The organism is Bradyrhizobium cenepequi (assembly GCF_020329485.1).
Lineage (GTDB): Bacteria > Pseudomonadota > Alphaproteobacteria > Rhizobiales > Xanthobacteraceae > Bradyrhizobium > Bradyrhizobium cenepequi.
Genome location: NZ_JAGKJI010000011.1, coordinates 1 through 26291 on the forward strand (window position 1 = coordinate 1; position 26291 = coordinate 26291).

Sequence of the window (26291 nt, forward strand, 5' to 3'; positions counted from 1 at the left end):
AGTAGCCGCGAAAGCCGGCTTTGTGCCAACGCACGAGCGTCTCGGGCTGGATGATGGTGAGGACCGACAGGATTGACGGAAACCAGCGATACAGCTGGATCAGAAACCAGCGATCCTGGTTCGTGAATCGGGCGCGACCATGCAGCCTGCGCCGCAAGACAATCTACTGATGTCGCAGCACCGCGTTCTCCGCTTCAAGCTGCAACCTCGACCTGAAGGGCGAGGCGAGGACGGCCAGAGCGAAACAGAACAGCGCGATCATTCCGCCCAGCTTAGGCGATTCCAATACGTCATCAACCCGGATAAGGCTTTCGGTATACACAAGACCCCCGTCTGCCCTCCTACCATCCGGCAGTCCTCCTGAAGCTTTACATCTACGGCTATCTCAATCGGGTGCAATCCAGTCAGCACCTAGAACGAGTGGTGTGCCGCAATGTCGAGGTGATGTGGCCGTGCTGACGAGCGGCCGTTCCTTTGATACGTTGGGTTCGATCAGATTTGTGCGTGGGATGACCTCATCTGACACAGACGACTGACGAACGCCAAACCCGAAATAAAAAGTAGAAATAATTCGATTGTCGTCCGAGCGCCGACCATTATTCTTCAACCAAGGGATGTGATGGCGTTCCGAGGAACTCGGCCTGTTTGAAGCCGCTAAGGGCCATGGCGGCCGCCGACTTCGATCAGATCGGGCATTTGCCAGATGGGTGACAGTGATGTCGAAGCAAGACACCATCGCTATTTCCAGGCGTATCGGCCTGGACAGAACGCGGCAGAGCGAGCAGGGGTTCACTCTAATCGAAATGCTCATCGTCATCGCCATTATCGGCTTGATCATGGGACTGATCGGCCCGCGCGTGTTGAGTTATCTGAGTGAGTCGAAGGTCAAAGCGGCGAAGATCCAGATGCAGAGCTTCTCGAGCGCGCTCGACCTCTTCAATCTCGATACCAGCCGTTACCCATCGACTGCGGAGGGGCTCACAGCCCTCGTGCAGCGGACGCCGGGCGTGACCAGCTGGAATGGTCCTTACCTCAAGAGCGGTGTCGTTCCGAATGACCCGTGGAGTCATCCCTATATCTATCGTGCGCCCGGCGAGCGCAACGCATACGATATTATCTCCTACGGTTCGGACGGTCAGGAGGGGGGCAGCGGGACCGCTGGAGATATCTCCCTGGACAAACTGACGAGCGCCAGCAACGAATGAAGCAGCGTGAAGTCACGCTGACCGAGACATAGTTTGTGTCGTCGCGCTGGTCGCACGGCTGGCCTTGATCGGGGCCGGCAACGCTCTCCGGCGGCCAGTCTTCTCCAGGGAGCCTCCTACCTCCTTTGCAAAGGCATCGAGTTCCGGCCGAGCTTGCCGGCGGCCTCGGTCGAGCGCTGATCGGTCTGCTGCAGCCTTGTCGTTCTCTCTCCCGACGGAATGTCGAGCCCGGCAAGCCACTGATCGTCGGGCGATGCCGGCGGGGTGCGACGCCCCGGTCGATCGGTCATGATCGTGCCCATGGCACGCAGGTCGTCGGGCGTCAGCCACGCGATGTCGTGGGCGTGCGTCGTCACCATCTGCCCGATGATGCGTGGTGGCACGCCGAACTCGCTCGTGATGCGGGCCATGGCCATGGTCGCCTCTTTGGTCTGCGCGGTTTCGTGGCCGAATTTGTCGGACACGCCGTGGACGCCGATCGCGGCGTCGTAGCTCGCGAATTTCTCTATTCCCGCCGCGAACACGATGAAACAGGCCGAGGTGCAGCGCGACCCGGCCGCGACGATGGTCGGCAGTTTTGCCCGCCGGATCAGTTCCGCGAGCTTGACCGCCTCGGCGAGGCTGCCGCCCGGTGAATCGAGCCGCACGGCCGAGATCAGTCGGTTGTTGTCGTTGGCGGTCTTGATCAGCGCTTCGGCAGCCTCCGTGTCGCCCCCCGCCACGTCGCCGCTGAGCGCGACGATGGTGACGTCATCCTTCAGTGTCACGCTGTTCAGCTCGGCGGCAGTCGCGGCCGTGCTGACGACGGCCGCTCCCAGGAGCCCCAGCATGGATGTCCGCATCGCCATCGACAGCCTCAACCTTCGTCTCACTTGCGCGCGATCGGCGTCGGCGCTGCCGCGGGCGCGTCGAAGGTCGTCGGTGCGCGCCGCATGGTATCGAGCCGCTCGCGGAACTCCTCCGCGACCACCTGGGCGTCGTGGCTGTTGCGCACGAGCTTGGTGGTGACGAATACGATGATCTCCGAGCGATTCCTGATGTTGCTCTTCTGGCTGAGCAGGTCGCCGAGATACTTGATCTGGTTGAGGCCGGGCAGTCCGGTCACCGTGCGCTCGTCATCTTCCTTGATCAGGCCGCCAAGCAGCACGGTCTGGCCGTTGCTGGTGCCGACGGTCGAGCGGATGCGCCGCTGCGAGATGGTCGGTGTCAGGTTCTGAGCGCTGAAGCCGCCCGGATTGACGACGTTGGAGACTTCCTGCTCGATCTCGAGCTCGATCGATCCGTTCGGATGCACGTGCGGCAGCACTTTCAGGATGATGCCGGTGTTCTGCCGGCTGATGCTGTTCGTCACGTTCAGTCCGGTGATGGTGCTGCCGGTCGAGATCGGCACCTGGTCGCCGACCTCGAGGATCGCCGGCTCGTTGTCGGCAACCACGAGCGATGGCGCCGACAGCACCTTGATGGTGGTCAGGGTGGAGAGCGCGTTCAGGATCAGCTTGGGGTTGGATTCGGCGCCGAGCAGCAGGTTGAAGCCGGGCAGCACGCGCGCGAGCAGGGCAGACTGCGTCGCTGATTGCGCAGCGCTGAACAGGCCGACCGATCCTCTGTCCTGGCCGAGGTTTGCGTTGCCGCTGGTCAGATAGGCCTGCACGCCATACTGCAACTGGTCGGTGAGCGTGACCTCGGCGACCATGGCGTCGACAGCGACCTGCAGCCGCGGTCGGTCGAGCGATTCCAGTGCCCGCTGGATCACGAGATAATCTTCCTGGTTGGAGTAGACCATGATCGCGTTGGTCGACTTATCGGCGGTGATGCGGACATTCTGAAATACGCCGCGCGGCATGGCGCCGGGCCCCGACCCGCCGAGCCCCGCCGCATCCTGGTCGTCGTCCTTGCGATCCGAGAAGCCTGCTTGCGTCGCGCCGCCGCGGCTGGCGTTGTTCGAATTGTCGGTGCCGCCCTGGGTGGTCGTGCCCTGATTGTTGCTGTTGCTGAGCGTGCCGGTACCGAGCGAGTCGAGCCGCGATGTCGTTCCGCTCTGTCCGGGTGCGGTCGGGCTGGTCTGGCTGTCAAGACTGGCCGATTGCGAGGAGCGGCCGACGAACATCTCGTTGAGGATGCGGGCGATGCTGCGCGCGTTGCCGTAGCGCAGGCTGTAGACCCGCACGGTGGTGCCGGTCGGGTCGGAACGGTCAAGCCGGCGGACCCATTGTGTTGCGCGCTCGAGCACCTTGCTGTTCTTGCTCACCGCCAGCACCGCGTTCATGCGCGACACCGGCTGGAACTTGATCACGCCCTGGCCATTGCCGCCTTCGGCGGTGTCGAACACCTTTTCGAGCTCGCGGATCATGGTTTCGGGCGCGGTCGATTTCAGCGGATAGAGCCCGACCGACTGATTGCGCAGCCACTCCACGTCGAGCGTGCCGATGACGGCGAGCGCGGCCTGGCGCTCGAACGTCGTACCCTGGACCAGGAGGAGATTGCGCGTCTGATCGGCGCGCACGGCGCCCGGCCGCGACAGGAAATTTTCCGCGGTCTTGGCGATCGCCGCAGCCGAGACGTACCGCAGCGGCACGATCGAGACGCCGTAACCGGGTTGTCCGCCGCCGAAGCTCGCCGCGCCGGCGCCGGCCGCTTCCGGCAACGGCACGATCTTGATCATGTTGTCCTCGCGCAGCACTGCCGCATTCAACATGCGCAGCGCGCTCTCGAACACTGGCAGCACATCATTGCGCGGGATCCTTTGCGATGATGCCAGAGTGATCACGCCCTGCACGCGCGGATCGAGCACGTAGTTCAGTCCGAGGCCGTCGCCGAGCACGGATTTCACCACCGTCGGAAGGTCGGCGTTGTCGAAGTTCATTTCGACGCCGCCGCCTTCGGCTGCGATATCGCCGTCCGTGGCCGAGGCAACGCGCGCCGTCGCATTCGCTTCGCGAGAGGACGGCGGCGGCGTGAGATCCTGCTCAGCGCCGGGAAACACTATCGGCTGCATCGAGCGGCCGGGCGCGCTACCGCCCGACGACGGCCCGCCGACCGGGCCGGTCCAGCGCGCGCGCAGATCCGCATCGCGGATCGGATCGGTCACAGGATCGCGACCCGCAGTTGGAGAAGGCGCTCGAATTGCTGGCAGCAAGCAAGAAGCCCGTTATTCTGGTGGGGCTCGAAGCGCGAGCGCAAGGAATTGGCGAATTGATATGTACGGTCGCCGAGCGAATTGGCGCTGCGGTGCTCACCACCTACAAGGCCAAGGGCGTCGTATCGGACAAGCATCCGAGACTGGTCGGTCTGTTCACGGGCGGTGCGGTCGAGCGCGAGTGCATCGGTCAAGCTGATCTGATCGTGCTTTGTGGGCTCGACCCGGTCGAGCTGATTGGCAGGCCGTGGGGATATCGCGCCCCGGTACTCGATCTCGGACCGGTCGATCATCCCGTTCACTACGTGCAGCCCGCCATACGGGTCGATGGCGATCTGCAGCTGACGCTGAGGGCGCTCTCGCAGGCATCGGGAGGAGGGAGTTGGGGGTCGGATGCTTTCGGCCGTATGCGTGCCGCCGTTGCCTCGCGTCTATCCTATCAGGGACAAGACAAGGGGCTTTCCCCCGAAGCGGTGGTACGCATCGCGGCGGAATTCACCGAGGGCACAGATGCGCGGGTGACAGTCGATGCCGGCGCTCACATGTTCTCCTGCATGGCGTTCTGGCAGGCCACGCGGCAAGCCGACGTTCTGATCTCGAATGGCTTGTCGACCATGGCTTTCTCGCTGCCGGCGGCGATCGCGATGTCGCTGGAGACGCCGGATCGCCCCGTGATCGCGTTTACTGGCGACGGGGGATTGATGATGTGTGCGGGGGAGCTGTCTACCGCCGCGCAATATGCGGCAAGGTTGTGCATCGTCGTATTCAACGACAGCGGATTGTCTCTTATCGCGATCAAGCAGGAGCAGCGACAACTTGCTCGAAACGGCGTCGAATGGCCCAGCGTGGATTTTGCCGCGGTCGCGCGTGGCTTTGGCATTGCCAGTCACACTGCTGCAAATGTGCATCAATATCGCGGCGCCCTAAGGGATGCGCTGGAAAGCAGGGAGCCAAGCCTCATTGACGTGAAGGTGGATCCAAGCGGCTATCTCGCCCAATCCATGGCATTGCGCGGATAGCTTGCGGGTCGGGCGTTCCGATAGATCTGAAACGAGATAAACCCGAGGAAACGACATCCATGCCAACCGCGCCCGAAACCGCTCCGCGCTATGCCAACTTCGTCAATGGACGAGAGCAACAGGGGAAGGACGGAGCAACCTTCCAATCCATCAACCCCACCACCGGCGGGCTATTCGGTTTCTTTGCGGAGTCAGGCGCTGCCGATGTCGACGGAGCCGTCAAGGCCGCACAAGTTGCGTTCGAAGGCCCTTGGCGCGCTCTCTCGCCGACCCGGCGCGGGAGGCTGATGATGCGTTGGGGAGATCTCATCGCCGAGAATGCGGAGCATATCGCCACCTTGGAAACGCAGCAGAACGGCAAGCTCATCGCCGAAATGCGGCTGCAGGCCAAGATCGTGCAGGATTGGCTCTATTATTTCGGAGGAATCGCCGACAAGATCGAGGGACGGGTGATCCCGCTCGATCGCACCAGCGTGTTGAACTATACTGTCAGCGAACCCTTCGGCGTGGTGGCCGTGATCGTGCCATGGAATTCGCCGACATTCCTGACGATCATGACGGTCGCGCCGGCGCTCGCCGCAGGAAACACGGTGGTCATCAAACCATCCGAGGTCACCTCGGCATCTGCCATCGAGCTCGCCAAGCTCGCGGAGAACGCTGGCATTCCGAACGGGGTGATCAACGTCGTGACAGGCGGACGCGCGGCAGGCGAGGCGCTGGTTGATCATCCCGGCGTGGCGAAGATTTCGTTCACGGGAAGCGAGCCGGCCGGCCGCGCGATCGCGGCGAAAGCCGGCTCTCATTTGAAATCCTGCATGCTGGAGCTCGGCGGGAAGAGCGCCAATATCGTTTTCGATGATGCGGATCTCGATCAAGTCGAAGCCGGCGTCCTTGCGGGCATTTTCGCTGCCGCCGGGCAGACCTGTATCGCGGGATCACGCGCCTTCTTTCAGGTCGGCATCTACGACCGGCTCGTCGCCCGTCTCGTCGCGAGGGCCGAGAGGATCAAGCTCGGTGACCCTCTCAAGGCCGACACGCAGATGGGCCCGGTTGCGACCGCAGCGCAACTGGCCAAAGACGAGCGCATGGTGGCCCAGGCCGTGAGCGAGGGAGCCAGGGTTCTGACGGGCGGCTCGCGCCGGAGCCCGCAGGGTCTGGAGAATGGCTTCTTCTATGCGCCGACGATCCTGGAAGGTGCAAAGCCCGACGCGTTCATCATGCAGAACGAGGTGTTCGGGCCGGTCCTGTGCGTAACCCCTTTCAAGACGGAAGAGGAGGTCAGCGCGCTTGCGAACGGGACGCAATACGGACTCGCCGCAGGCGTTTGGACTTCGGACGTTCGGCGCGCACACACAATGGCGAGGCGCCTCCAGGCGGGGACGATCTGGCTCAACTGCTATCGCGCCATGGGGTTCAATTCCCCATTCGGTGGCTTCAAGAGCAGCGGGCAGGGGCGTTTGAACGGAGCCGAGGCCATTCAGCACTTTCTGCAGACCAAAAGCGTCTGGTGTGAGCTCAGTCGCGATGTCCAGGATCCCTTCGTGCTCAAGGCATGAACCAATTGGGAACGTCGACGTAACGGCTGAGCCGGTTCGGAGAAAACAGCCAAGACTATCTCAAGCTCGGCAATTTAAGGGGGAGACGATGAAAGATATGAAGCGCAGGACGTTCTTGCAGGGTGCGTTGGGCGGCGTCATCGCTGCACCGGCTTTCATGCGGAGTGCCCGCGGCGATACTCCGGTTCACAGCATGAAACTGGGATATGCCGACGTTGCAAGCAGCCCCTATCGGCAGCTGCTCGCCGAATTCGCCGATACCGTGCGCAGCAAGACCAATGGCGCGGTCGATATCAAGGTCTATGCATCCGGCGAGCTAGGCAGCCAAAACAACATTCTCACGAGCATGCAGGTCGGCGTCGTTGATTTTGCCGCCCATACGACCGGCTATGTCCAGACGCTGTTTCCGAGGATAGCTGTTCTCGACTTTCCCTACCTGTTCGCCGATCGCGCCGTCGCCGAGCGGGTGCTCGACGGCGGCATCGGCGAACAACTGTTCGCGGACATGCCGGCCAAGGGCATCTATGGTCTGTCTTGGATTCACTGGGGCTGGCGTCCCATCTCCACGGTCGACAGAGAGGTACCGAAGCCTGCCGACATGCGCGGCATGAAAATCCGTCTGCAGCCCGGGGCGATCTATGCCGCGATCTATAGGTCGCTCGGCGCTATCCCCGTCTCGATCGACGTATCGGAGATCTATATCGCGCTGTCTCAGCATGCGGTCGATGCCGTCGAAGTGCCGGTGATCTCGCTGGTTGCCGGCAAGTACTACGAAGTTGCCAAGGTGCTCAATCTGACGGGCGCCGTCTACAATGCGGGAATGCTGATGGCGAGCAAGAGGCGGTTTGGCGCGCTGGAACCCGGGCACCAGCGTGTCATCCGCGAAGCCGCTCGCGCGCTGTCGCCGAAGTGGCGCGACAAGAATGTCGAGCTGACGGAGGAGAGCATCAAGGTCGTCAAGGACAAGGGCAACAAGGTCATCACCGTCGATGATGAAGCATACCGGGCTGCGACCCGGCCAGTATATGACGAATTCCGCGGGACTATCGGCGCAGAACTGCTCGATACCGTCCTGAAGCAGGCCGGCCGAGCCTGATATGACCGCCATCCACAATCCCGCCGTCGAAGGCTTCGCTGGAGCTCCGGGCTGCACAGGGACTTCTGCCGCTCTGGATCCAGGTCGCGCCTGGATCTGCCACGGTGTCAACGCCTGTCATGCGATCGCGAAGACCTCGATTGTCGTCGCGCTCGTCAGTGAGTTGGTTATCGTCATATTGGACGTCAGCGGACGCACGTTGTTCTCCCATTCGTTTCTATGGTCCGACGAGGCCGCCAAGCTGGCGCTATCCATCATTGCCTTCATGGGAGGAGCGGTCGCATACCGCGAAGATCGCCATGCCGCGATCACGCTTCTGATCGGTTTGCTCCCGGCCAGATGGCAACAGGTCGTGCTCGTCGCAGTCGAGTGGATCGTGGCCATCGTTTGCAGCGTGACGGCCTGGCTATCGCTGGAATTGCTGGAGACGCATTGGGGTGATTTCACGCCGATGCTGCAGATCAGCACGTCCTGGTACTTCGTTCCCCTTACGGTAGGTATGGCGCTGATCGCGCTATACGGGCTCGAGCGGCTGATCCTGCGCCATAGCCTTGCCGTTGTAATATTGATCGGCGCGATTTCGGTCGCGATTGGCATCGTTTTCTCCTACGCGGCTCCGATCTCTTATTTGATGCAGCACCCCGTCCTGTCGCTGACCGGGATGATCGTTCTCTTCTTTACGACGGTCCTGATGGGATTGCCGGTCAGCTTCGCCATGCTGCTGGCGACGTTGATCTATCTTCTGGCCACTGACACGGCGCCGCCTGTTGCCGCGCCTCAGAACATGGTCGATGGCACTTCCAATTTCATACTTCTGGCGCTGCCATTCTTTCTCTTTGCGGGCGTGATCCTGGAACGTGGCGGCATCGGTCTGCGGCTTGTCCGGTTCGCGCTGGCGCTGGTCGGACACCTGAAGGGAGGCCTGCTGCAGGTCATTGTCGTCACGATCTATCTGGTCAGCGGAATCTCCGGTTCCAAGGTCGCCGATGTGGCCGCAGTCGGTTCGATCGTTCGTGACGAATTGCGCAAGCAACGATACACTCTTGAAGAGGGGGCTGCCGTTCTCGCAGCGTCGGCCGCGATGGCGGAGACCATCCCGCCAAGCATAGCCATGCTGGTGCTCGGTTCGGTCACGTCGGTCTCGATCGGGACCCTGTTCGTGGCAGGCCTGCTTCCGGCGGCCGTCATCGCGCTCTGCCTGATGGTCCTGATCGCCTTCCTGTCGTGGCGCCGTGCTGACGCCGGCGATCAGCGACCGAAACGGGAGAGCTGGGGACCGGTACTCTTCGGTGCGCTGTTGCCGCTGGCGATGCCTGTCGCAATGGTCATTGGCATTCGTTTCGGGATCGCAACGCCAACGGAGGTCTCGTCCTTTGCTGTCCTGTATGGCATCGTGCTGGCCACGCTTGTCTATCGGGAGATGGGCTTTGCCGATCTGTTGCGGCATGTCGCTTCGTCTGCGGCGATGGCCGGCGTAGTACTGTTCGTGATCTCCTCGGCGTCCTCGTTCGCCTGGGTTCTGAGCGCGGCAAACCTGCCTCAGGGGCTTGTCACCCTCCTCCACGGGAGCAGCCCGGTGGTCTTCATGCTGGGCTCTATTGCCTTGCTGATCGTCGTGGGCGCCCTGCTGGAGGGGCTGCCGGCGATCATCATCCTGGCGCCGTTGCTGCTTCCGATCGCTGTCAGAGAAGGATTCGACGCCGTGCAATATGCGATCGTGCTCATTCTGGCGATGGGGATCGGGGCCTTCATGCCGCCGATCGGAATCGGCTTCTATGTAGCGGTGGCGGTGGCAGGAGGCAGCCTCGAAGGCTCCGCGCGCGCCATGCTGCCATACCTGGTCGTGCTCGTCGCCGCCGTCGTCCTCGTCGCCTTCGTGCCGCAGATCACCTTGATCGCGCCTCGGCTGCTCGGTCAATAGGGGAACTGCGATGTCACACCCGCCGATCGGACCCATGGTCGATGTACCGTCGATGCCAAAGACAAAGCCGGCGTTTACGGTGCCGCGGCTGTCGTGCGACTGCCATACCCATGTATTCGGACCCTATTCGCGGTTTCCGCTTCATGCGGGACGGACTTACAGCCCGCCGGAAGCGCCTTTGGAAATGCTGGTCGGCTTCCTCGACAGGTTGCAGCTCGAGCGGGTCGTCATCGTTCAACCCAGCGTGTACGGAACCGACAATTCGGCCACGCTCGACGCAGTGAGACAACTCGGAGATCGCGGTCGCGGCGTCGCGGTAATCGATCCTGGCATCGATGACAAAGAACTCGAAGGAATGCATAAGGCCGGCGTTCGCGGCATCCGCATCAATCTCATGATGTCGGACCAGCCGTCGCCAGAGGTCGCGACGGCACTTCTGGAAAGGCAAGCCCGGAAGATCAGGCCGTTCGGCTGGCACGTCCAGTTGTTCGCGCCGATGGGGCTGCTTGTGCGGATGCATCGGACCCTTTCGTCCCTCCAGGTCAAGGTGGTGCTCGACCACTTTGGTTGGCGACAGCCGGAGACCGGAGCAGACGAACTGAACGGACTGTGCGCGCTCGCCGAAAGCGGCAATGTCTACGTCAAGTTATCTGCTGCCTACAGGCTGTCGCACACCGGTTTTGACGATCCCGCGATCGCCGGGCTAGCGAGCCGTCTTATTGCGGAGCGCCCGCGTGCCTTGCTGTGGGGATCGGATTGGCCGCATCCCGGCGCGTTCGCGTCGGGGCGCCCGGCCGATGCGCCGGCGCCGCTGCATGATATCGACGATGGCGTGGCCTTGAACAGCTTTGCGGGCTGGGCTCGCGATGCTGACACGATCAAGCGGATCCTGGTCGAGAACCCGGCGAAGCTTTACGAGTTCACCTGACGGGAAAGGACAGATGCAAGACAAAATCATGCGGCTCGCGTATTTCGAACGCTGGATCGATCCGGTCGCGGAAGAGATTCTCGCCCGGGAGCCGCGGATTGAACTGCTGCGAATGTCTTATGCCGATCCCGTGCCCGAGACCGATGAGCGGATGAAGTCCATACACGCCTATCAGATCTCGCCGAGAACCGAATTGCTCGGGCCGTATTTCGGCGACGCGGCGCTGCTCGAGAAGTGCAGGAGCCTGCTCGCGATCAGTTCGACCGGAGCGGGGTACGACATGGTCGATGTTGCCGCGTGCACGGCGGCCGGCGTTCTGGTCTGCAACCAATCCGGAACGAATGCCAATGCGGTCGCTGAACATGCGCTCGGCCTGATGCTCTCACTCGCCAAGAAGATTGCGGTGTCGGACAGGGTGATGCGGCGGGGCGGCGACCTCGATCGATTCCGGATGCGCGCCTCCGACCTCGAACGAAAGACCGTCGGTATTATTGGCATAGGCAATATCGGGACCCGCACCGCCAAATTGTGCAAGGACGTCATCGGAATGAACGTCCTCGCCTTTGACCCCTATCTCAGCGCCGAGGAGATCAGGCGCAGAGGCGCCGCCAAAGTCGAGCTCGACGAGTTGCTGGCAAGATCGGATTTCGTCACCGTGCACTGTCCCCGGACCGATGAGACCTTCGGGATGTTCACGGTCGAGCTTTTCAGGAAGATGAAGCAGTCCTCTTACTTCATCAACACAGCGAGGGGCGGCATTCATGTCGAAGATGATCTGGCGGATGCGCTGGCCGCCGGCCTGATTGCCGGGGCCGGCGTTGACGTATTTCTGTCCGAGCCAGCACAGGCAGACCATCGTCTGTTGTCCTTTGAGAATGTGATTGCCACGCCGCATATTGCAGGCATGACGGATGGCGCCATGTACAACATGGCAAGCGCCGCGGCGGATCAGTGGATCACGATCATGAACGGAGGTATTCCGCCGCGTCTCGTCAATCCGGAAGCGTGGCCGAAATACAGCGAGCGTTTCCAGAAAAACATGGGCTTTGCGCCGGCTGCTCTTCAGGCCGCCTGATCACGTCTTTCCGAGCGGTTCTGCTTTCTGGCGCCATCCCTGGGGACCGTTCTGATCTCCGTGTCCGAGGCAATTGCGCCGCGTCGGAATCAATGACACCTGCAATGCGGCCAAAGAGGCGCCCCGTTTCGACTTTCCGCGATATAGGTCGCTTCCCCGGGATCTTCACCTCTGCAACACGCGAAGGCCGGTCGAACATGCACCGGTTCGCGCTGGTCGCTGGCGCCTCTGGTGCAGCTGACAAAGAGATGAAATCAATTGACGGGTTCATAAAGCTCGCGAATCCGAACGAAACAAAACTTAACAAACCAATGTACGGATTTGTGCGACTAATAACACCCTGTGGCGCGCGCCCAGATACCCCCGCTTGCCGGAGATTGGTCGGACGATGGAGACCGTGAGTGCAGCGTCAGCGATCGATCATGATCGATCAGCATCTGCTCACTCTCACGCAGGCGGGAGCGGGGGCTGAAGCCATCATACTGACATCGGTGGACGGAAAAGTGAAGGAGTGCTCATTGGTCTGCCTTGTCGGATATTTGTTCACGCCGTCGGTCGAGTTGGACTGATGCTCACCCGCCTCGGTCTTGCATCGATGCGGACGCAGATTTATCTGCTCGCGGCCGTGCCGATTTTCCTGTTTGCCTGCTATGCCACGGTCCGGGCAACCCTGCGCGAGAGCCGCCATGCTCGCATGGAATGGGTCAGCGCTCTTGCCGCCAAGATTCCCATTGTGGTCGCGCAACTCCATGCTTCTACTTTTCTTTTGGAGGCACAATCCGTGCTTGATGCAGCTGATAGGGCTGGCTTATCCGCGGAACTCGTGGACCGACGTCTCCCAGACGAGGTGGACCTGCGTCGGTTCGATGTGGAAGACGATACGTTCCGTTGTCTCGTCGAGAAGCTGATGGCCCTTATCGACGCGCCCCGCGCGGAAGCGACTCGACAAGCGCCCCAGTTGGCGGTCCGGATCAGTGATGCACGTTCCGTTGTCTTTCGTCCGGCCGTCCCGGCGTTTCCATCGCCCCAAAGTCTGGTGCGGCATAATTTGGGGTTGAGCGCATTGGTCGTATTGCCGATCCTTCTGTTGTCGTACTGCCTTAGCTATCGTCTCACCCGGCCCCTGATCGAATTCGCAGCTGACGCTCAGCGAATTAGCGAAAATCAGGACTCTCGCGAGCTTTTCAAGGCGGACGGAGCCCTGGAGGTGCGCAGTCTCCGAGATTCCCTCAACGTCATGCAGGCGCGCATTAGTCAAATGGCCGAACGACAATCAGGTCGTTGACTGCAAAGCGGCCGGCGCCGACGTCTTCGTCCAGTTGACCTACTCGAAATTTGCGGCCCAAGGCATCCGGAAGGTCGCGGCGATGGACTGGAAGCCGCGCCACGTCGTCAATTCGAATTGCAGCTCGATCGGAGGCACGCTAGCACCGGCTGGCCTGGACAACGCCAAGGGCCTCATCTCGGCCTGGTGGGAGATCGTGGTGACCGACCCAAAACACCAGGATAAGCCGAGGGTGAAGGCCTACATCGAGTTCATGAAGAAATACATGCCCTCGGTCGGCATCGACGACAATACGGCGACCCCGGGTTACAACAACGCCTACATGATCGAGCAGGTTCTCAAGCGTTGCGGCAACGATCTCACGCGGGAAAACCTCTTGAAGCATGCGACATCACTCAAGGACGAGCAGCCGCCGCTTTTCCTCGACGGCGTCAATGTGAGCAATTCTCCGACCGACTATCGCGCCATCCACAATCTCCAGATTTGCCGTTTCGACCGTGCGAACTGGATTCCCGTCGGGGACATGGTCGATCTCGATGGAATTGCGTCTTGAGCTCAGAATCTCCACGACGGCTAGGCGAGGGTGGAAATGCTGCTCTCGTCTTCTTTCTGATGGAGAAGATTGTATTTGCGGAGCAACGCTGCAAACGCTCGTTGGATTACTCAGCCGACAGTGGATCGCCCGCCAGTGTCCAACTCTTCCCGTCGAAGATCGCGATCCGCAGCGCCTTGAATGGCGTATAATCCTCAGGATGCATGCTGATCGAGATGCCCGGAAGCATCATCGGCAGCCGTTCGCCGTAAAGCGATGTCGCCTGGCGAATGAGATTGTCCCGTGTCAGCTGATCGCCGCATTTCTTCAGGGCGAGCGTTACGGCATGCACGTTCATGTAGGCGACCAGGACTGAATAGTCGTCCGGGTTGGCCGACGGTGCGTACTTCTTCAGGAAGTTCTTGTAGGCCTTTACCTCGTCGTCATCGGCCCATGCCGGATCGCCGGGCTGCTTGAGAAACTGCGTTGTGACCAGTCCCTTCGAGGCCTCGAGGCCCGCCGGCTTCAGGATAGTCTCCACCGACGCCGTCGAGCCGCCGATCACGTGGAGCGGGTTCCACTTGAGCTCATAGACCTTTCGGATCGATTGAGCGGCCGCCTTTGAGGACGATTGTTCAATCAGCGTGTCGATGCCCGCCGCTTTCAGCTGCACGATCTGCGAATCGATCGTCGGGTCGGCCAGTTCGTAGGAAACTGCCGCAATGATCTGCGCTGCCTTTGGGCCGAGCCCAGCCTTCAATCCCTTGAGGTAATCCTTTCCGTAGTCGTCATTCTGATACAAGACGCCGATCTTGGCGTCGGGTTTTGTCTTCGCGATATATTTGGCGATCACGCGGCCTTCCGTCTCGAAATCAGGGTAGAGCGGCACAGTCCACGGGAAGGTCTTGGGATCGTTGAAGCGGCGTCCGCCGGCGGTAATGAAGAGCTGCGGCACCTGCTTGGAGTTCAGATATTTCTGGATTGCGACATTCGGCGCCGTTCCGATGGTGCCGACCTCGGCGAGCACGCCGACATCTTCTATGAGCTTGCGCGACTGCTCGACCGCCTTCGGCGCACTGTAGGCATTGTCCAGTTGCGTGAAGCTGATCTTGCGTCCGTTGATTCCTCCTTGCGCGTTCAGCATGTCAAAATAGCCGACGACAGCCCGTCCTGCGCCGGCGCCGAAGGCGGAGGCGGGACCGCTGAGCGGCGTGGATTGACCAAGCTTGATCTCGGTATCGCTGGCTCCCGGGCTATAGGCCTTCTGTGCGTAAGCGGGCGTCGCGGCAAGAAGTGCGGATATGGCCGCGGCGCGCCAAGTCCGGTGGATGGTGCAGGTCAAGATCGTTTCCTCCATGTTGTATTTGATTGTTCATTGTTGTTATCGCAGCAGCTCGCGGGCGATCACCACGCGCTGGATCTGGTTGGTGCCTTCAAAGATCTGGGTCAGCTTGGCGTCGCGCATCATGCGTTCGACCGGGTAATCCATGGTGTAGCCGTAGCCGCCGAAGATCTGGACGGCGTCGGTTGTGACCTTCATGGCGGTGTCGCTGCCGATGCACTTCGCCATGCTGGCGAGCAGGTTCAATCGCTTCCAGTCACCCTCGTCGCCGGCGCGCGCGCATTCGTAGACCAGCGCGCGAGCGGCCTCGATCCGCATGGCCATGTCCGCGAGCATGAACTGCACGCCCTGGAATTCCGCGATCGATCGCTTGAATTGCTTGCGTTCCTTGGCATAGGCGATGCTGGCCTCGAGCGCGCCCTGCGCCAATCCCACCGATTGGGCGCCGATGGTCGGCCGGTTGAGATCGAGCGCGCGCATTGAGGCGCGAAAGCCCTTGCCTTCTTCACCGACGAGATTCTCGGCTGGAACCCGCACATTGTCGAAGAAGATCGGCGTGTTCGGAGCGCCGTGGAAGCCCAGCTTTCGCTCGTGCCGTCCGAACGTGATGCCCGGCATCTGCTTCGGCTCGACGATGAAAGCGCTGATGCCGTCCGCACCGGAGCTGTCGCTCGTCCTCGCCATCACCACGATATAGTCGGCGACGACGCCGTAGCTGCACCATTGCTTGCGGCCATTGAGCACGTAGCAGTCGCCGTCCTTCCTGGCGCGGGTGTTCAGCGCAGAGACGTCCGAGCCGGCCTGCGGTTCGGAGATCGCGATCGCGGTCACGACGCCGCCCTTGGCGATGATCGGCAGATATTTCCTGCGCTGCTCCTCGGAGCCGAAGTGAAGCAGCGGCATGATGAACATGGTATTGAGGGCGGCGATCGAGGCGCAGGCGGGCGAGACTTTCGAGATCTCCTCGCGCGCGATGCAGGCCATCGTCAGGTTGCCGTTCGGCCCGCCATATTGTTCGGGCACCCAAAGCTGCATCAGGCCCATCTCGCCGAACAGCTTCACGATCTCGAGTGGGAAGCGATCGGTCTCGTCGATCTCGGCGGCGACCGGCGCCACGTGCCTGGCGACCATTTTCCGGATGTTGTCGCGAAACGCGGTCTGCTCCTCGGTGAAGCTCATGGGTTTCCCGCCTGTTTTTTGTGAGGAAGCGCCAGAAAGGGGCTTCCATTGAATGGGTGATCCATTTAATAATTCACCCGATGAGCACCAAGTCAAGCCCTCGTACCTCCGCCCGACCGCGGTTGTCGTCGCTCAACCGGCGGGAACGGGCCCCCGATCACCGTGCAGCCGGGTCGCCGGCTGCACTGCAATTCCGGCCGATCCATACCCGTCGCGCGTTTGAGGAGATCTGCGAGCGCATTCGCGAGCAGCTCGTGCTCGGCGTGCTCAAGCCCGGGGACAAGCTTCCCGCCGAACGCGATCTGGCGCGGCAGCTCGGCGTGAGCCGCAATGTCCTGCGCGAGGCGCTGCGCAGCCTCGAGATGGCCGGCGTGCTGCGGCTGCAGAAAGGCGTCAAGGGCGGAGCCTTCATCCGGGAAGGCGATACCAGCCGCATGAACGATGTCATGCGGGACATGCTGAGCCTTGGCACGATTTCAGTGCGCGAATTGTCAGAAGCGCGAGTCCATGTGCTTGATCTCGTCGTGCGGCTGGCGTGTGCGAATGCGCGGGCAGCCGATCTCGAGGCACTGGAGGCGAATGTCGATCGCACCGAGCTTGCCACGCGCGAAGGCCGGCTGCTCGACCGGGTCGAGTGCTCGCGGGAGTTCTACAAGCTGCTCGCGGCGGCGACCGGAAACAAGGTGATCGCCATGATCATGGATTCGGTCACCGAGATCCACATGCGCTTTGTCTATGCCAAGGTGGCGTCGAGCGGCGTCGCGATGGCGCGGCTCGCGGAGAAGCGCCGGCAGTTCCTGGCCGCGCTGCGCGAGCGAAATGTCTCATCTGCCACCCGTCTGATGCGGACGCATCTGGAATCCGTGCAGCGGATGCTGGAGCAGGATCCCGGCGCGATGTCGCTTCATGTCGCTCTGGCGGATATCCAGCCCGGCATCCGCCGTTGAACCGCAGGATGTAACGACAAAGCCGGCCTCGCCTGAACAAGAACATAAACGGAGGAAAACGTGTCGAGCTACGCCAAATATGAATGCTTGAAAGTGGAGGTTGCGGACAAGGTGGCGACCGTGACCTTGAACCGCCCGCAGGCGCGCAATGCGATCAATCAAAAGCTGATCCGGGAGTTGCGGACGATCTGGGACGATCTTGCCGACGATCACGCCGTCAATGTCGTGGTGCTGACCGGGGCCGGCGACTTCTTCAGCGTCGGCGGCGACGTGAAGGCGATGTCGGAACGGTCGGGCGGCGACGTCCTCGAAGAAGGCGAGGTTCATGATCCCATGATCAGCCGGCGCGGCGTCACCCGCCAGCTCGAGCTCGACAAGCCGATCATCGCCGCCATCAACGGCGACGCCATCGGCCTCGCGGCGACCCACGCGCTGCTGTGCGACATAACGGTGATGGCCGAAGACGCGCGGATCGGCGACACCCACGTCTCGCGGGTCGGCCTGGTCGCGGGCGACGGCGGCACCGTGATCTGGCCGCTGCTGGTCGGGATCAACAAGGCCAAGGAGTTCCTGATCCGCGGCACGCTCTTGAGCGGTAAGGAGGCCGAGCGGATCGGGCTGGTCAACCACGTCGTGCCGCGCGCGGAGGTGCTGGCCAAGGCCCGTGAGATCGCGATCGAGCTCGCCAACGGTCCGACCTGGGCCATCCGCTGGACCAAGCTGTCGATCAACCAGATCGTCAAGGATCGCGTCAACATGCTGCTCGAAGCCTCGATGGCGCTCGAGCAGGTGGCGTTCGAGACTGCCGACCACAAGGAGGCGACGACGTCGTTCAAGGAAAAGCGCAAGCCGAAATTCGGCCAGGCCTAGCGCGGCCATGAGCGCGACCGAACTCCCGACCGAAGACACGAGGGAGATGCTGCGGGATTCCCTGCGCGGGTTTCTCGGCCAGCATTGGCGCGCGGACACGATGAAGCATGGCCCGCGTCTGGAGGAAATCGCGGCCATCTGGGACAAGCTCATGGGCCAAGGCGTTGCGTCGCTCGGCAGCGATCCGGACATGGGAGGCTTGCGCGAAATTCTGGTCGTGATGACGGAGCTGGGCCGCGCCGCGTGTCCGGCGCAGATGTGGTCGGCCGCTCTCGCCAACCTCGCGCTTGCGGGATCGCAGGCCGAGGTTTCGGTCGATCTGCTAAAGCGCGCGCATGCGGGCTCCGCGCGCATTGCGTTTTCGTTTGGGGCGTTCGATCCGGACCGCGGGGCTGGCGCCATCCAGATTACAAACGGCAAAGCAAGTGGCCTGCTTCGGTTCGTCGAAGCCGCGGGAAGCTGCACGCATCTGCTCGTGCCGGTTGCCCCCTCGGCGCTCGCGCTCGTTGCGATGGAGGCCCCGGGTGTCGGCGTCGAGCCAACCCGCGCGATGGGCGCGTGGGGGTTTTACCAGGTTCGGCTGAACGCCGCGCCGATCGACATCATCGAAGTCGAAGCTCTTGCCGTCCATGACCTCTTGCGCAAAGGCAAGCTGGCGCTGATGGCGCGTGCTCACGGCGCGGCCCAGCACGCCTTCGAACTGGCGGTCGACTACGCAAAGGAGCGCCGGCAATTCGGGCAGCCGATCGGAAAATTCCAGGCGATCCAGCACAAGTTGGCCAATTGCTTCATCCTGCTCGAAGGCGTGTGTCTGATCATCGACCATGCGGCGGAGCTGCACGATCGCGACGATCGTCATTGGCAGTACTTCGCTGATTGCGCCGCGTCTTTCTCGGGAGAAGCGCTGCGGCGCATTTCGCTCGAGACCCAGCATACATTCGGCGCGATCGGCTATGCCGAGGAGCACGAGGCGCCGCTGCACTTCAAGCGCGTGCATCTGGATACGATCGCGCTCGGCGGCGCGGCGTATGCGCGGCTCGGCATGGCCTCGTTCCTGCTGGATGATGGCGGCGCGGAACTGCCGCAATACGATCTCGGTCCGGCCGGCAATGAACTGCGCGAGCAGGTTCGGCAATGGCTGGAGGAAAACTGGTCGGGCGAGCGGAAGGCCGCCTTCGATGCAAGGCCGTTTGCCGAGCGCGAGTTCGATGCCGAGTTCGCGCGTGACATCGGCAAGACGGGCTGGATCGGGTTGGGGTGGCCGACGGAATTCGGCGGACAGGGGCGCTCGCCGCTGGAGCAGATCGCCTTCATCGAAACCATGGAGCGAGGCGAAGCGCCGCGCATCGGGGCCGCCATCCAGGCCAACGCGCTGATGATGTTCGGCACGGCGGAGCAGCAGCAGAAATATCTGCCGGAGATTCTCCGCGGCGAAGCCATGCATGGCATGGGCTACAGCGAACCCCAGGCGGGCTCCGATCTCGCCGCGCTTCGCACCAGCGCGGAGCGGGATGGCGATCAGTGGGTCATCAACGGCCAGAAGATCTGGACCACGACGTGGTGGGGCAAATACATGTTCCTGGCTGCGCGCACGGACAAGGACGTCAAGCCGCCGCATGCCGGCATCAGCATGTTCATCGTGCCGATGAATACGCCGGGTATCTCCATCCACCCGGCGACAACGATGTACGACGGCTCCTTTGCCAATATCTTCTACGACGACGTCCGCATTCCCCTGGACAACCTCGTCGGCGAGGTCAATGGCGGCTGGAAGGTGCTGACCGGCGCGCTCGCCTTCGAGCGCGGCCTGGTCGGCGGCGGCATCGTCCTGAAAGTCGCCCACGCCTTCGAGCAGTTGCGCGGGCACATCATGGCGACGGAGGGCGACAGGCCGGCGCTCGCCAATGACCCGATCGTGCGCGACAAAATGGCGGTGCTGGCGTCTGAAATCGAGGTCGGCCGTCAGTTGATGATGCATTGCGCGGAACTGGCGGCTGATGGCATCACCCCGCCGGAATATGGCGCGATCAGCAAGGTGTTCTCCAGCGAGCTGATGGAGCGCTTCGGCGAAGCGGCGCTCGATATTCTCGGCACGCGCGCCGCGCTTTCTGAGCAGATGCCAGGTGCAATCGATAATGGACGGTTCGAACAGAACCTGCGTCATTCGCTGATGTGGGTGATCAGCATCGGAACCAATGAAATCCAGCGCAGCCTGATCGCGCAGCGGGCGCTTGGGTTGTCGAGATAGATAGGGAGTGATCACATGCCGCAGCCAGACGTCGCAATGGCCCCCCTCGATGGCGTCAGGGTGCTCGATTTCTCGATCATGCTGGCCGGCCCCTATTGTGCGCGGCTGCTTGCCGACGTCGGCGCCGACGTGATCAAGATCGAGCCGCCGGAGGGCGACGATATGCGGCTGCGCGCACCGCTCCGCGACGGCCACAGCGCCTATTTCGGCCAGCTCAATGCCGGCAAGCGGAGCCTGGCGCTCGATCTGAAGAACAGCGAAGCGATCGGCCTCGTACACAGGCTGGTCGCGCAAGCCGATATCGTCGTGGAGAATTTTCGTCCCGGTGTGATGGATCGACTGGGGCTCGGCTATGAGGCGCTGCGCGCAATCAATCCGCGCCTGATCTATTGCTCGATCTCCGGCTATGGCCAGTCCGGTCCGGCGGCGGAGCGTGCCGCCTACGCGATGATCGTTCACGCCGAAAGCGGTTTCGATCGCGCACTCATGCGTTATGCGGGCGATCGCGACCGTCCTGCGGCAGGCGCAGTGTTTGTTGCCGACCTGCTCGGAGGCATCTTCGGCTATTCGGCGATCCAGACCGCGCTCGTGCAGCGATCGCGCACCGGGCAGGGTCAGCGGATCGACGTCGCGCTGATGGATTGCATGCTCAACCTGCTTGTCTATGAACTCCAGGAGGCGCAGTTTCCGGTCCGTGCGCCGCGCCCGACCTATGGTCCGGTGCGCGCCAGCGACGGCGATATCCTGATCGCGCCGGTGACGTCCCGTAACTTCGCCGCCCTTTGCGAGGTGACGGGAGACCATGCATTGGCCGCGGATGCCCGCTTCAACACGGTGCCGGCGCGTGGCGCGAACTGGGGCGCCATGATGCAGCGCATCGAGAAGTGGACGGAGCGCCATACCGTGCGCCAATGCATCGCGGAGCTCGATCGGGCCGGCGTTCCCTGCGCCGAATATCGCGATCCCGGTGCGGCCCTGACCGACCCGCATCTCCTGCAGCGCGGCGCGTTTGCGACTATTGCGGACGGAGCAGGCGAGTTTTTCGGCGTCAATCCACCCTGGAAGATGTCGGGAGCAGACTCCTCCATGCGGCGCGCAGTGCCGGCGATCGGCGCGCACCGCGACGAGGTGCTGTCACGGGCGCTGGGCTTGTCTGATGAGGAAATCACTGGCCTGGCGGAATCAGGAGCGTTCGGAAAGTAGATCGACCCGAATTCAATCGTCTGACGATGCGGAAGAGTCCGACGGCGTCGCCTTTGCAATCGCCAGCATGCATCTGAGAAAATGCGCGCGATCCTCCTTGCGTAAGGGCGCCAGCATCAAATCTTGCAGTTCCGCAGCGGCGGGAACGACGCTCAAAAGGGCAGCCTCTCCCTTGGCCGTGATCTGAACCTGCACGGATCGGCGGTCTTCCGCATTGCTCTTCTTCGAGATCAGCTTTCGTGCCGCCATTCTCTTGAGCATCTCGCTCAGCGTGTTCCGGTCGCAACTGATGTGTTCCGCGAGAACGGACGGGGTGAGCGGCCCTCGCTGATAGAGCGCCATCAGCACACCGAACTGCCGGGGGGTGATGTCGCTCTGGTGCGTCACCTTCTGGTAGAGGACGTCGTAGCGAGCTTCGAGCAGCCGCAGGAGAAAGCCGATGCCGCCTTCCAGCTGCCAGTTGCTCGCGAGCTGCGCAGCTGAATCCGTCTTCATTGCCTTGTCGGCTGACATGCCGTTGTCGACCTGAGCTGTAGTTCCATCTGAGGAAGTTGCCATAGCCGTTAGCAGCTTGATCATCCGTCCTCAACCCTTGGGCTAGGCGGCCGCGAACGGACCGGATCCGAAACGAGAGCCCGAAAAACCGCATCGGCCCTTGCAACGTAAGAATCGATATAGTACGTATACGTAACAAATAGCGACGCGAGCGGATCAAGGTTCGTGCAGGGAGGATGGCTTTGGATCTACGCGAGTTCTTGTCGGTCCCGTATCTCCTTGAGGCTGAAGCTGTCGAAACCGAGCCAGGCAAGTGGCTCTTGCGCCTCGCTTATCCGGAGCTTCCGGGCTGCATCGCGGAAGGCTTTGTCGTCGAGGACACGCTCAAAGAGCTCGAACGACGACGGATCGAACAGATCGTGAGCCTGGTGGAGGCAGGCGAACAACCTCCCGTTCCCCGAAAGCCGCTTGCCGCATCCGATCCGCTCTGGATCGCGCGTGATGTGGGCGTATCGCCCCGTATCGCTGCTCTCCTCGAACGCGCGGCCAAATAGCGCCTCGGGACGAATTGTTCAATTGGATGGAGGAAGCTCATGCTGTCGTACGAAGACAATGAAAGGCTGGTGAGGGTCGGAAAGGGCACGCCCCTTGGCGAACTGTTCCGGTTGTATTGGATTCCGTTTCTGCCGTCAGCCGACCTCGTCAAGGACGGGCAGCCGAAGCGCATCCGGCTGTTGGGAGAAGATCTGGTCGCCTTCCGGGATAGCGAGGGCCGCGTCGGATTGGTCGATCATGCATGCCCGCATCGCGGCGCGGCGCTGATCTTTGGTCGCAACGAAGATTGCGGATTGCGTTGCGTCTATCACGGCTGGAAGTTCGATGTGACGGGCGCGGCAACGGATATGCCGGCCGAGCCGGCCCGCAGCCGCCTGAAAGAGCGCGTCCGAATCAAGGCTTACCCCTGCCAGGAGCGCAACGGGATGCTTTGGACCTACATGGGTCCGGATGCCGCGAATCCTCCGCCGCTTCCGAACCTGGAATGGAATCTGGTGCCAGCAGAGCAGGTGCACATCTCGGTGCGGGTCCAGGAATGCAACTGGCTGCAGGCGGTCGAAGGCGAGATCGATTCCGCTCACGCGCCGTTGCTCCACGGCCGGCTCGACTCACAGGGCACCACGAGCGTGTGGATTCAGAAGCGCGACCTCCGCCCGACGTTTGAGTGCGTCAAGCAGGATTTCGGGATGAGCATCGCTGCCCGGCGGAACTATGACGAGAATACGCTGTATTGGCGCGTCAATCAGTTCATCCTGCCCTTCTATACGCTTGTCCCGCCATTGTCGCCGTTTCCGGATTTGAGCGGGCACGCCTGGGTGCCGATCGATGACGAGAACACGCTCTGCATCATGTTCTCGTATCACCCCTCGCAGCCATTGTTGCCGAAGACCCGTCAGATTTTCGAGGAGGGGCACAATGGCCGGGAGAGCGGGCACGCCAGTCGCCATGCGCTGGTCCAACATCCCGTGACCGTTCCTTATGCGGGGTACTGGACGAAATACAATCCGCAGAACGGATTCCAGTTCGACTACGGGGCGCAGCAGACTACCTGGTTCTCGGGGCTGCCCGGCCTGTGGGTGCAGGACGGCGCATGCCAGAGCGGTGTTTCGCCGATCTTTGACCGCACCAAGGAGAATCTCTGCTCCAGCGACACCGGCATTGCGATGACCCGGCGGTTATTGCTCGAGACCTTGGGTGCCTATCGCGATCATGGCACCAGGCCAAAGGGCGTGACCGACCCCGATGTGTTCATGGTGCGCGCCGTGTCGCTGCAACTGCCGCCGGAGGACTCCTGGGTTGACGTCGGCGCCCGCTTCATGCGCGCGCAGCTCGGCGCTGATTTCGGATACAAGCTGTGAGCCCGACCGCTCGCATCAAACGCAATCGTCGTGCATGCCGAGACGCCAAGGTCCAGCTCCATGGCTGAGAGCACCATGCAGGTCCGCGTCAAACGGATCGGCTACGAGGCCGAGAGCATCAATTCATACGAATTGGTTGCCCCCGGAGGCGGCGATCTCGTTCCTTTCACGGCCGGCTGTCACATCGATCTCCATCTGCCGAACGGAATGATCCGCAGCTACTCGCTCGTCAACGAGCAGAGCGAACGGAAGCGCTATGTCGTTGCGGTCAACCGAGATGACGCAGGTCGCGGCGGCTCCAGGCTCATTCATGACACGGTGCGGGTCGGCGATATCATGACGATCTCGCATCCCAGGAACAACTTTGTCCTTCAGGAGAATGCGGCGCATTCGGTGCTGATCGCGGGCGGAATCGGCATCACGCCGCTGCTTGCGATGATCCGCCGCCTTGAGGGGCTCGGTCGTTCCTGGCAGCTCTTTTACGCCGCGAGGACACGTTTCGCTGCGGCGTTCCTCGATGAACTGCATGCGCTTCGACCCGGCGTTCATCAAAACCTGCACATGACCTTCGATCACGCGCCGCTGGGCCGCAAGCTCGACCTTGCGGCGATCGTCGAAGGCGCCGCTGCGGACGCGCATCTGTATTGCTGCGGTCCCGCGTCGATGCTCGAGGCATTCGAAGCGGCGACAACCGATCGGCCGGCTGACCAGGTGCACGTGGAATATTTCAAGGCAAAGGAAAAGCCGGCCGCCGAGGGTGGGTTTGAAGTGAGGCTTGCGCGGAGCGGTCGAACGCTAACGGTTCAGCCGGGCAAGACGATCCTGAGTGCGCTGCTGGATGCAGGAATAACCGCGAACTACGCCTGTGCTGAAGGTGTCTGTGGCACCTGCGAAACCCGAGTCATCGAAGGGATCCCGGATCACCGCGATCAGTTTCTCAGCAAGGAAGAACGAGCGGCAAACAGAACATTGATGATCTGCTGCTCGGGTTCGAAATCGCCGACGCTCGTCCTGGATCTCTAAACGTCAGTTACGACAATCAACAATTGGTGCATCATATGAAAACGCTGTCGTATTCACTGGGAATATCCCTCCTCGCGCTCTGCGTCTCCTGCGGCGCTTCAGCCCAGACGTCCCGATCGATTAAAATCGGCGTCCTCAACGACGCCTCCGGCCCTTATTCGGACAATGCCGGCGCGGGATCGGTGACATCTGCAAAAATGGCTGCCGGGGATTTCATGCGGCAGCATCCCGATTTCAAGGTCGAGATCATTGCCGCGGATCATCAGAACAAGGCGGACATCGGCGCAGCCATCGCGCGGAGATGGATCGATCAGGAGAAGGTGGACGCGGTCGCCGATGTGCCGAACTCGGCGGTCGGCCTGGCCGTAAATGAGGTGGTGCGCGGGACCAAGGCAGGGCTGATCGCCTCAAGCGCGGCCTCGTCCGATCTTACCGGAAAGTACTGTTCTCCCAACACCATCCAGTGGACCTTCGACAGTTGGGCCGCGTCGCACACCATTGGTGACTACCTCGTGCATCACGGCGGCAAGAAATGGTATTTCATCGCAACCGACAATGCCCTGGGCAAATCCATGGTTCGCGATGGAACGTCCGTGATCAAATCGGGCGGTGGCACCGTCGTCGGATCCGTCAATGTTCCTATCGACAACGCCGACTATGCATCCTTCATTCTGCAGGCAGACGGTTCGGGCGCCGACGTGATCGCCTTCGCCACCGCCGGCGGCGACACGATCAATTTGATCAAGCAATCCTCGGAGTTCGGGCTCAAGCAGAACGGGCGCACTTTCGCGGCGCTGCTCACCACGACGAATGACGTGGATTCGAGCGGCCTCTCCGTGGCGCAGGGACTCATCATCACCCAGCCCTTCTACTGGGACCTGAACGACGCCAGCCGTGCCTGGTCGGCGCGGTTCGGCGAACTGCGACACGGGCATTCGCCCACCGCATTCCACGCCGGCGTCTATTCGTCCGTGCGGGCCTATTTGAATGCGGCACTGGCTGCAGGAACAAATGACGCCCAGGCGATCATCCGCGAGATGAAGCGCGAGCCCATCGACGACGATCTGTTCGGACCGGTGGTCGTCCGTCCGGATGGGCGCGCCATCCACAACATGTACATATTCCGCGTCAAATCACCGGCAGCGTCGAAGAGCAAATGGGATCTCCTGGAGCAGGTAGGCGTGTTGACCGGGCCTGAAGCCTTTCGGCCGCTCGACGACGGCGGATGTGCGCTGCTCGAACAGGCAAAGAACAACTGACAGCGCATTTGGCGGAGGCGCGTTCGCAAACGCGGCGTCTCTCTCGGAGATCTGAACGA

Annotated in this window: 23 protein-coding genes and 1 pseudogene; 19 read left to right on the forward strand and 5 right to left on the reverse strand. The window is 61.9% G+C overall.

Annotated elements, in window-relative coordinates; translation table 11 throughout:
- Positions 1 to 336: 336 nt before the first annotated feature.
- Both J6497_RS14575 and gspG read left to right on the forward strand, forming a co-directional pair.
- A pseudogene (locus J6497_RS14575) lies at positions 337 to 450 on the forward strand (transposase); the annotation flags it as partial.
- Positions 451 to 716: 266 nt separating this feature from the next.
- Entirely contained in the window at positions 717 to 1205 is a 489-nt protein-coding gene (gene gspG, locus J6497_RS14580) for a type II secretion system major pseudopilin GspG (RefSeq protein WP_225704957.1), read from the forward strand.
- A gap of 116 nt (positions 1206 to 1321) precedes the next feature.
- On the opposite strand, the gene J6497_RS14585 is transcribed toward gspG, so the two are convergent.
- Positions 1322 to 2053, reverse strand: coding sequence for a COG3904 family protein (locus J6497_RS14585; protein ID WP_225704958.1), 732 nt, complete (start codon positions 2051 to 2053; stop codon positions 1322 to 1324).
- A gap of 20 nt (positions 2054 to 2073) precedes the next feature.
- Positions 2074 to 4293 carry a type II secretion system secretin GspD gene (gspD, locus tag J6497_RS14590; protein WP_225704959.1) on the reverse strand — a complete coding sequence of 740 codons (2220 nt, stop codon included), beginning with the start codon at positions 4291 to 4293 and terminating at the stop codon, positions 2074 to 2076.
- A gap of 17 nt (positions 4294 to 4310) precedes the next feature.
- On the opposite strand from gspD, the gene J6497_RS14595 reads away from it, so the two are divergent.
- From J6497_RS14595 to J6497_RS14635, 9 genes are all read left to right on the forward strand, one after another.
- Positions 4311 to 5360, forward strand: a complete 1050-nt coding sequence (locus tag J6497_RS14595) for a thiamine pyrophosphate-binding protein (RefSeq protein WP_225704960.1) — start codon at positions 4311 to 4313, stop codon at positions 5358 to 5360.
- Positions 5361 to 5419: 59 nt separating this feature from the next.
- Entirely contained in the window at positions 5420 to 6916 is a 1497-nt protein-coding gene (locus tag J6497_RS14600; protein WP_225704961.1) for an aldehyde dehydrogenase, read from the forward strand.
- Positions 6917 to 7004: 88 nt separating this feature from the next.
- Complete coding sequence (locus tag J6497_RS14605) at positions 7005 to 8012, forward strand: TRAP transporter substrate-binding protein (RefSeq protein WP_225704962.1); 1008 nt, start codon at positions 7005 to 7007, stop codon at positions 8010 to 8012.
- A gap of 1 nt (position 8013) precedes the next feature.
- On the forward strand, positions 8014 to 9933 hold the full coding sequence (locus J6497_RS14610) for a TRAP transporter large permease (RefSeq protein ID WP_225704963.1): 1920 nt from the start codon (positions 8014 to 8016) through the stop codon (positions 9931 to 9933).
- Between the two features lie 52 nt (positions 9934 to 9985).
- The gene (locus J6497_RS14615; RefSeq protein ID WP_225704964.1) at positions 9986 to 10861 is read left to right on the forward strand and encodes an amidohydrolase family protein; all 876 of its coding nucleotides are present in this window, start codon (positions 9986 to 9988) and stop codon (positions 10859 to 10861) included.
- A 13-nt stretch (positions 10862 to 10874) separates the two neighbouring features.
- Positions 10875 to 11936 (forward strand): NAD(P)-dependent oxidoreductase, encoded by a 1062-nt coding sequence (locus J6497_RS14620; protein WP_225704965.1) that lies wholly within the window; start codon positions 10875 to 10877, stop codon positions 11934 to 11936.
- Between the two features lie 401 nt (positions 11937 to 12337).
- Positions 12338 to 12505, forward strand: a complete 168-nt coding sequence (locus J6497_RS14625) for a hypothetical protein (RefSeq protein WP_225704966.1) — start codon at positions 12338 to 12340, stop codon at positions 12503 to 12505.
- On the forward strand, positions 12505 to 13221 hold the full coding sequence (locus tag J6497_RS14630) for a methyl-accepting chemotaxis protein (RefSeq protein WP_225704967.1): 717 nt from the start codon (positions 12505 to 12507) through the stop codon (positions 13219 to 13221). Before J6497_RS14625 ends, J6497_RS14630 begins: the two co-directional genes overlap by 1 nt.
- Positions 13222 to 13255: 34 nt before the next feature.
- Positions 13256 to 13774, forward strand: a complete 519-nt coding sequence (locus tag J6497_RS14635) for an ABC transporter substrate-binding protein (RefSeq protein WP_249793564.1) — start codon at positions 13256 to 13258, stop codon at positions 13772 to 13774.
- Between the two features lie 106 nt (positions 13775 to 13880).
- Here the strand turns inward: J6497_RS14635 and J6497_RS14640 are convergent, their stop codons facing one another.
- Together J6497_RS14640 and J6497_RS14645 are read right to left on the reverse strand one after the other, a co-directional pair.
- A complete protein-coding gene (locus tag J6497_RS14640; protein ID WP_376708205.1) occupies positions 13881 to 15110 on the reverse strand; it encodes an ABC transporter substrate-binding protein in 1230 nt (409 codons plus the stop codon).
- A gap of 24 nt (positions 15111 to 15134) precedes the next feature.
- Entirely contained in the window at positions 15135 to 16274 is a 1140-nt protein-coding gene (locus J6497_RS14645) for an acyl-CoA dehydrogenase family protein (RefSeq protein WP_225704969.1), read from the reverse strand.
- Positions 16275 to 16354: 80 nt separating this feature from the next.
- On the opposite strand from J6497_RS14645, the gene J6497_RS14650 reads away from it, so the two are divergent.
- The 4 genes from J6497_RS14650 to J6497_RS14665 are packed head-to-tail and all read left to right on the forward strand — an operon-like array spanning position 16355 to position 21542.
- Positions 16355 to 17221, forward strand: coding sequence for a FadR/GntR family transcriptional regulator (locus J6497_RS14650; RefSeq protein WP_225704970.1), 867 nt, complete (start codon positions 16355 to 16357; stop codon positions 17219 to 17221).
- Between the two features lie 60 nt (positions 17222 to 17281).
- A complete protein-coding gene (locus J6497_RS14655; RefSeq protein ID WP_225704971.1) occupies positions 17282 to 18091 on the forward strand; it encodes an enoyl-CoA hydratase/isomerase family protein in 810 nt (269 codons plus the stop codon).
- Between the two features lie 7 nt (positions 18092 to 18098).
- Positions 18099 to 20339 carry an acyl-CoA dehydrogenase family protein gene (locus J6497_RS14660; protein ID WP_225704972.1) on the forward strand — a complete coding sequence of 747 codons (2241 nt, stop codon included), beginning with the start codon at positions 18099 to 18101 and terminating at the stop codon, positions 20337 to 20339.
- A 15-nt stretch (positions 20340 to 20354) separates the two neighbouring features.
- The gene (locus J6497_RS14665) at positions 20355 to 21542 is read left to right on the forward strand and encodes a CaiB/BaiF CoA transferase family protein (protein ID WP_225704973.1); all 1188 of its coding nucleotides are present in this window, start codon (positions 20355 to 20357) and stop codon (positions 21540 to 21542) included.
- A 12-nt stretch (positions 21543 to 21554) separates the two neighbouring features.
- Here the strand turns inward: J6497_RS14665 and J6497_RS14670 are convergent, their stop codons facing one another.
- Positions 21555 to 22037, reverse strand: a complete 483-nt coding sequence (locus tag J6497_RS14670) for a MarR family winged helix-turn-helix transcriptional regulator (protein WP_225704974.1) — start codon at positions 22035 to 22037, stop codon at positions 21555 to 21557.
- Positions 22038 to 22273: 236 nt separating this feature from the next.
- Between J6497_RS14670 and J6497_RS14675 the strand changes: the two genes are divergently transcribed.
- The 4 genes from J6497_RS14675 to J6497_RS14690 are packed head-to-tail and all read left to right on the forward strand — an operon-like array spanning position 22274 to position 26232.
- Complete coding sequence (locus J6497_RS14675; protein WP_225704975.1) at positions 22274 to 22591, forward strand: hypothetical protein; 318 nt, start codon at positions 22274 to 22276, stop codon at positions 22589 to 22591.
- 39 nt (positions 22592 to 22630) lie between these two features.
- Entirely contained in the window at positions 22631 to 23950 is a 1320-nt protein-coding gene (locus J6497_RS14680; protein WP_225704976.1) for a Rieske 2Fe-2S domain-containing protein, read from the forward strand.
- A gap of 60 nt (positions 23951 to 24010) precedes the next feature.
- Complete coding sequence (locus J6497_RS14685) at positions 24011 to 24973, forward strand: PDR/VanB family oxidoreductase (RefSeq protein ID WP_225704977.1); 963 nt, start codon at positions 24011 to 24013, stop codon at positions 24971 to 24973.
- 35 nt (positions 24974 to 25008) lie between these two features.
- Positions 25009 to 26232: an ABC transporter substrate-binding protein gene (locus J6497_RS14690; protein ID WP_225704978.1), complete on the forward strand. Its 1224-nt coding sequence runs from the start codon at positions 25009 to 25011 to the stop codon at positions 26230 to 26232.
- Positions 26233 to 26291: the final 59 nt, after the last annotated feature.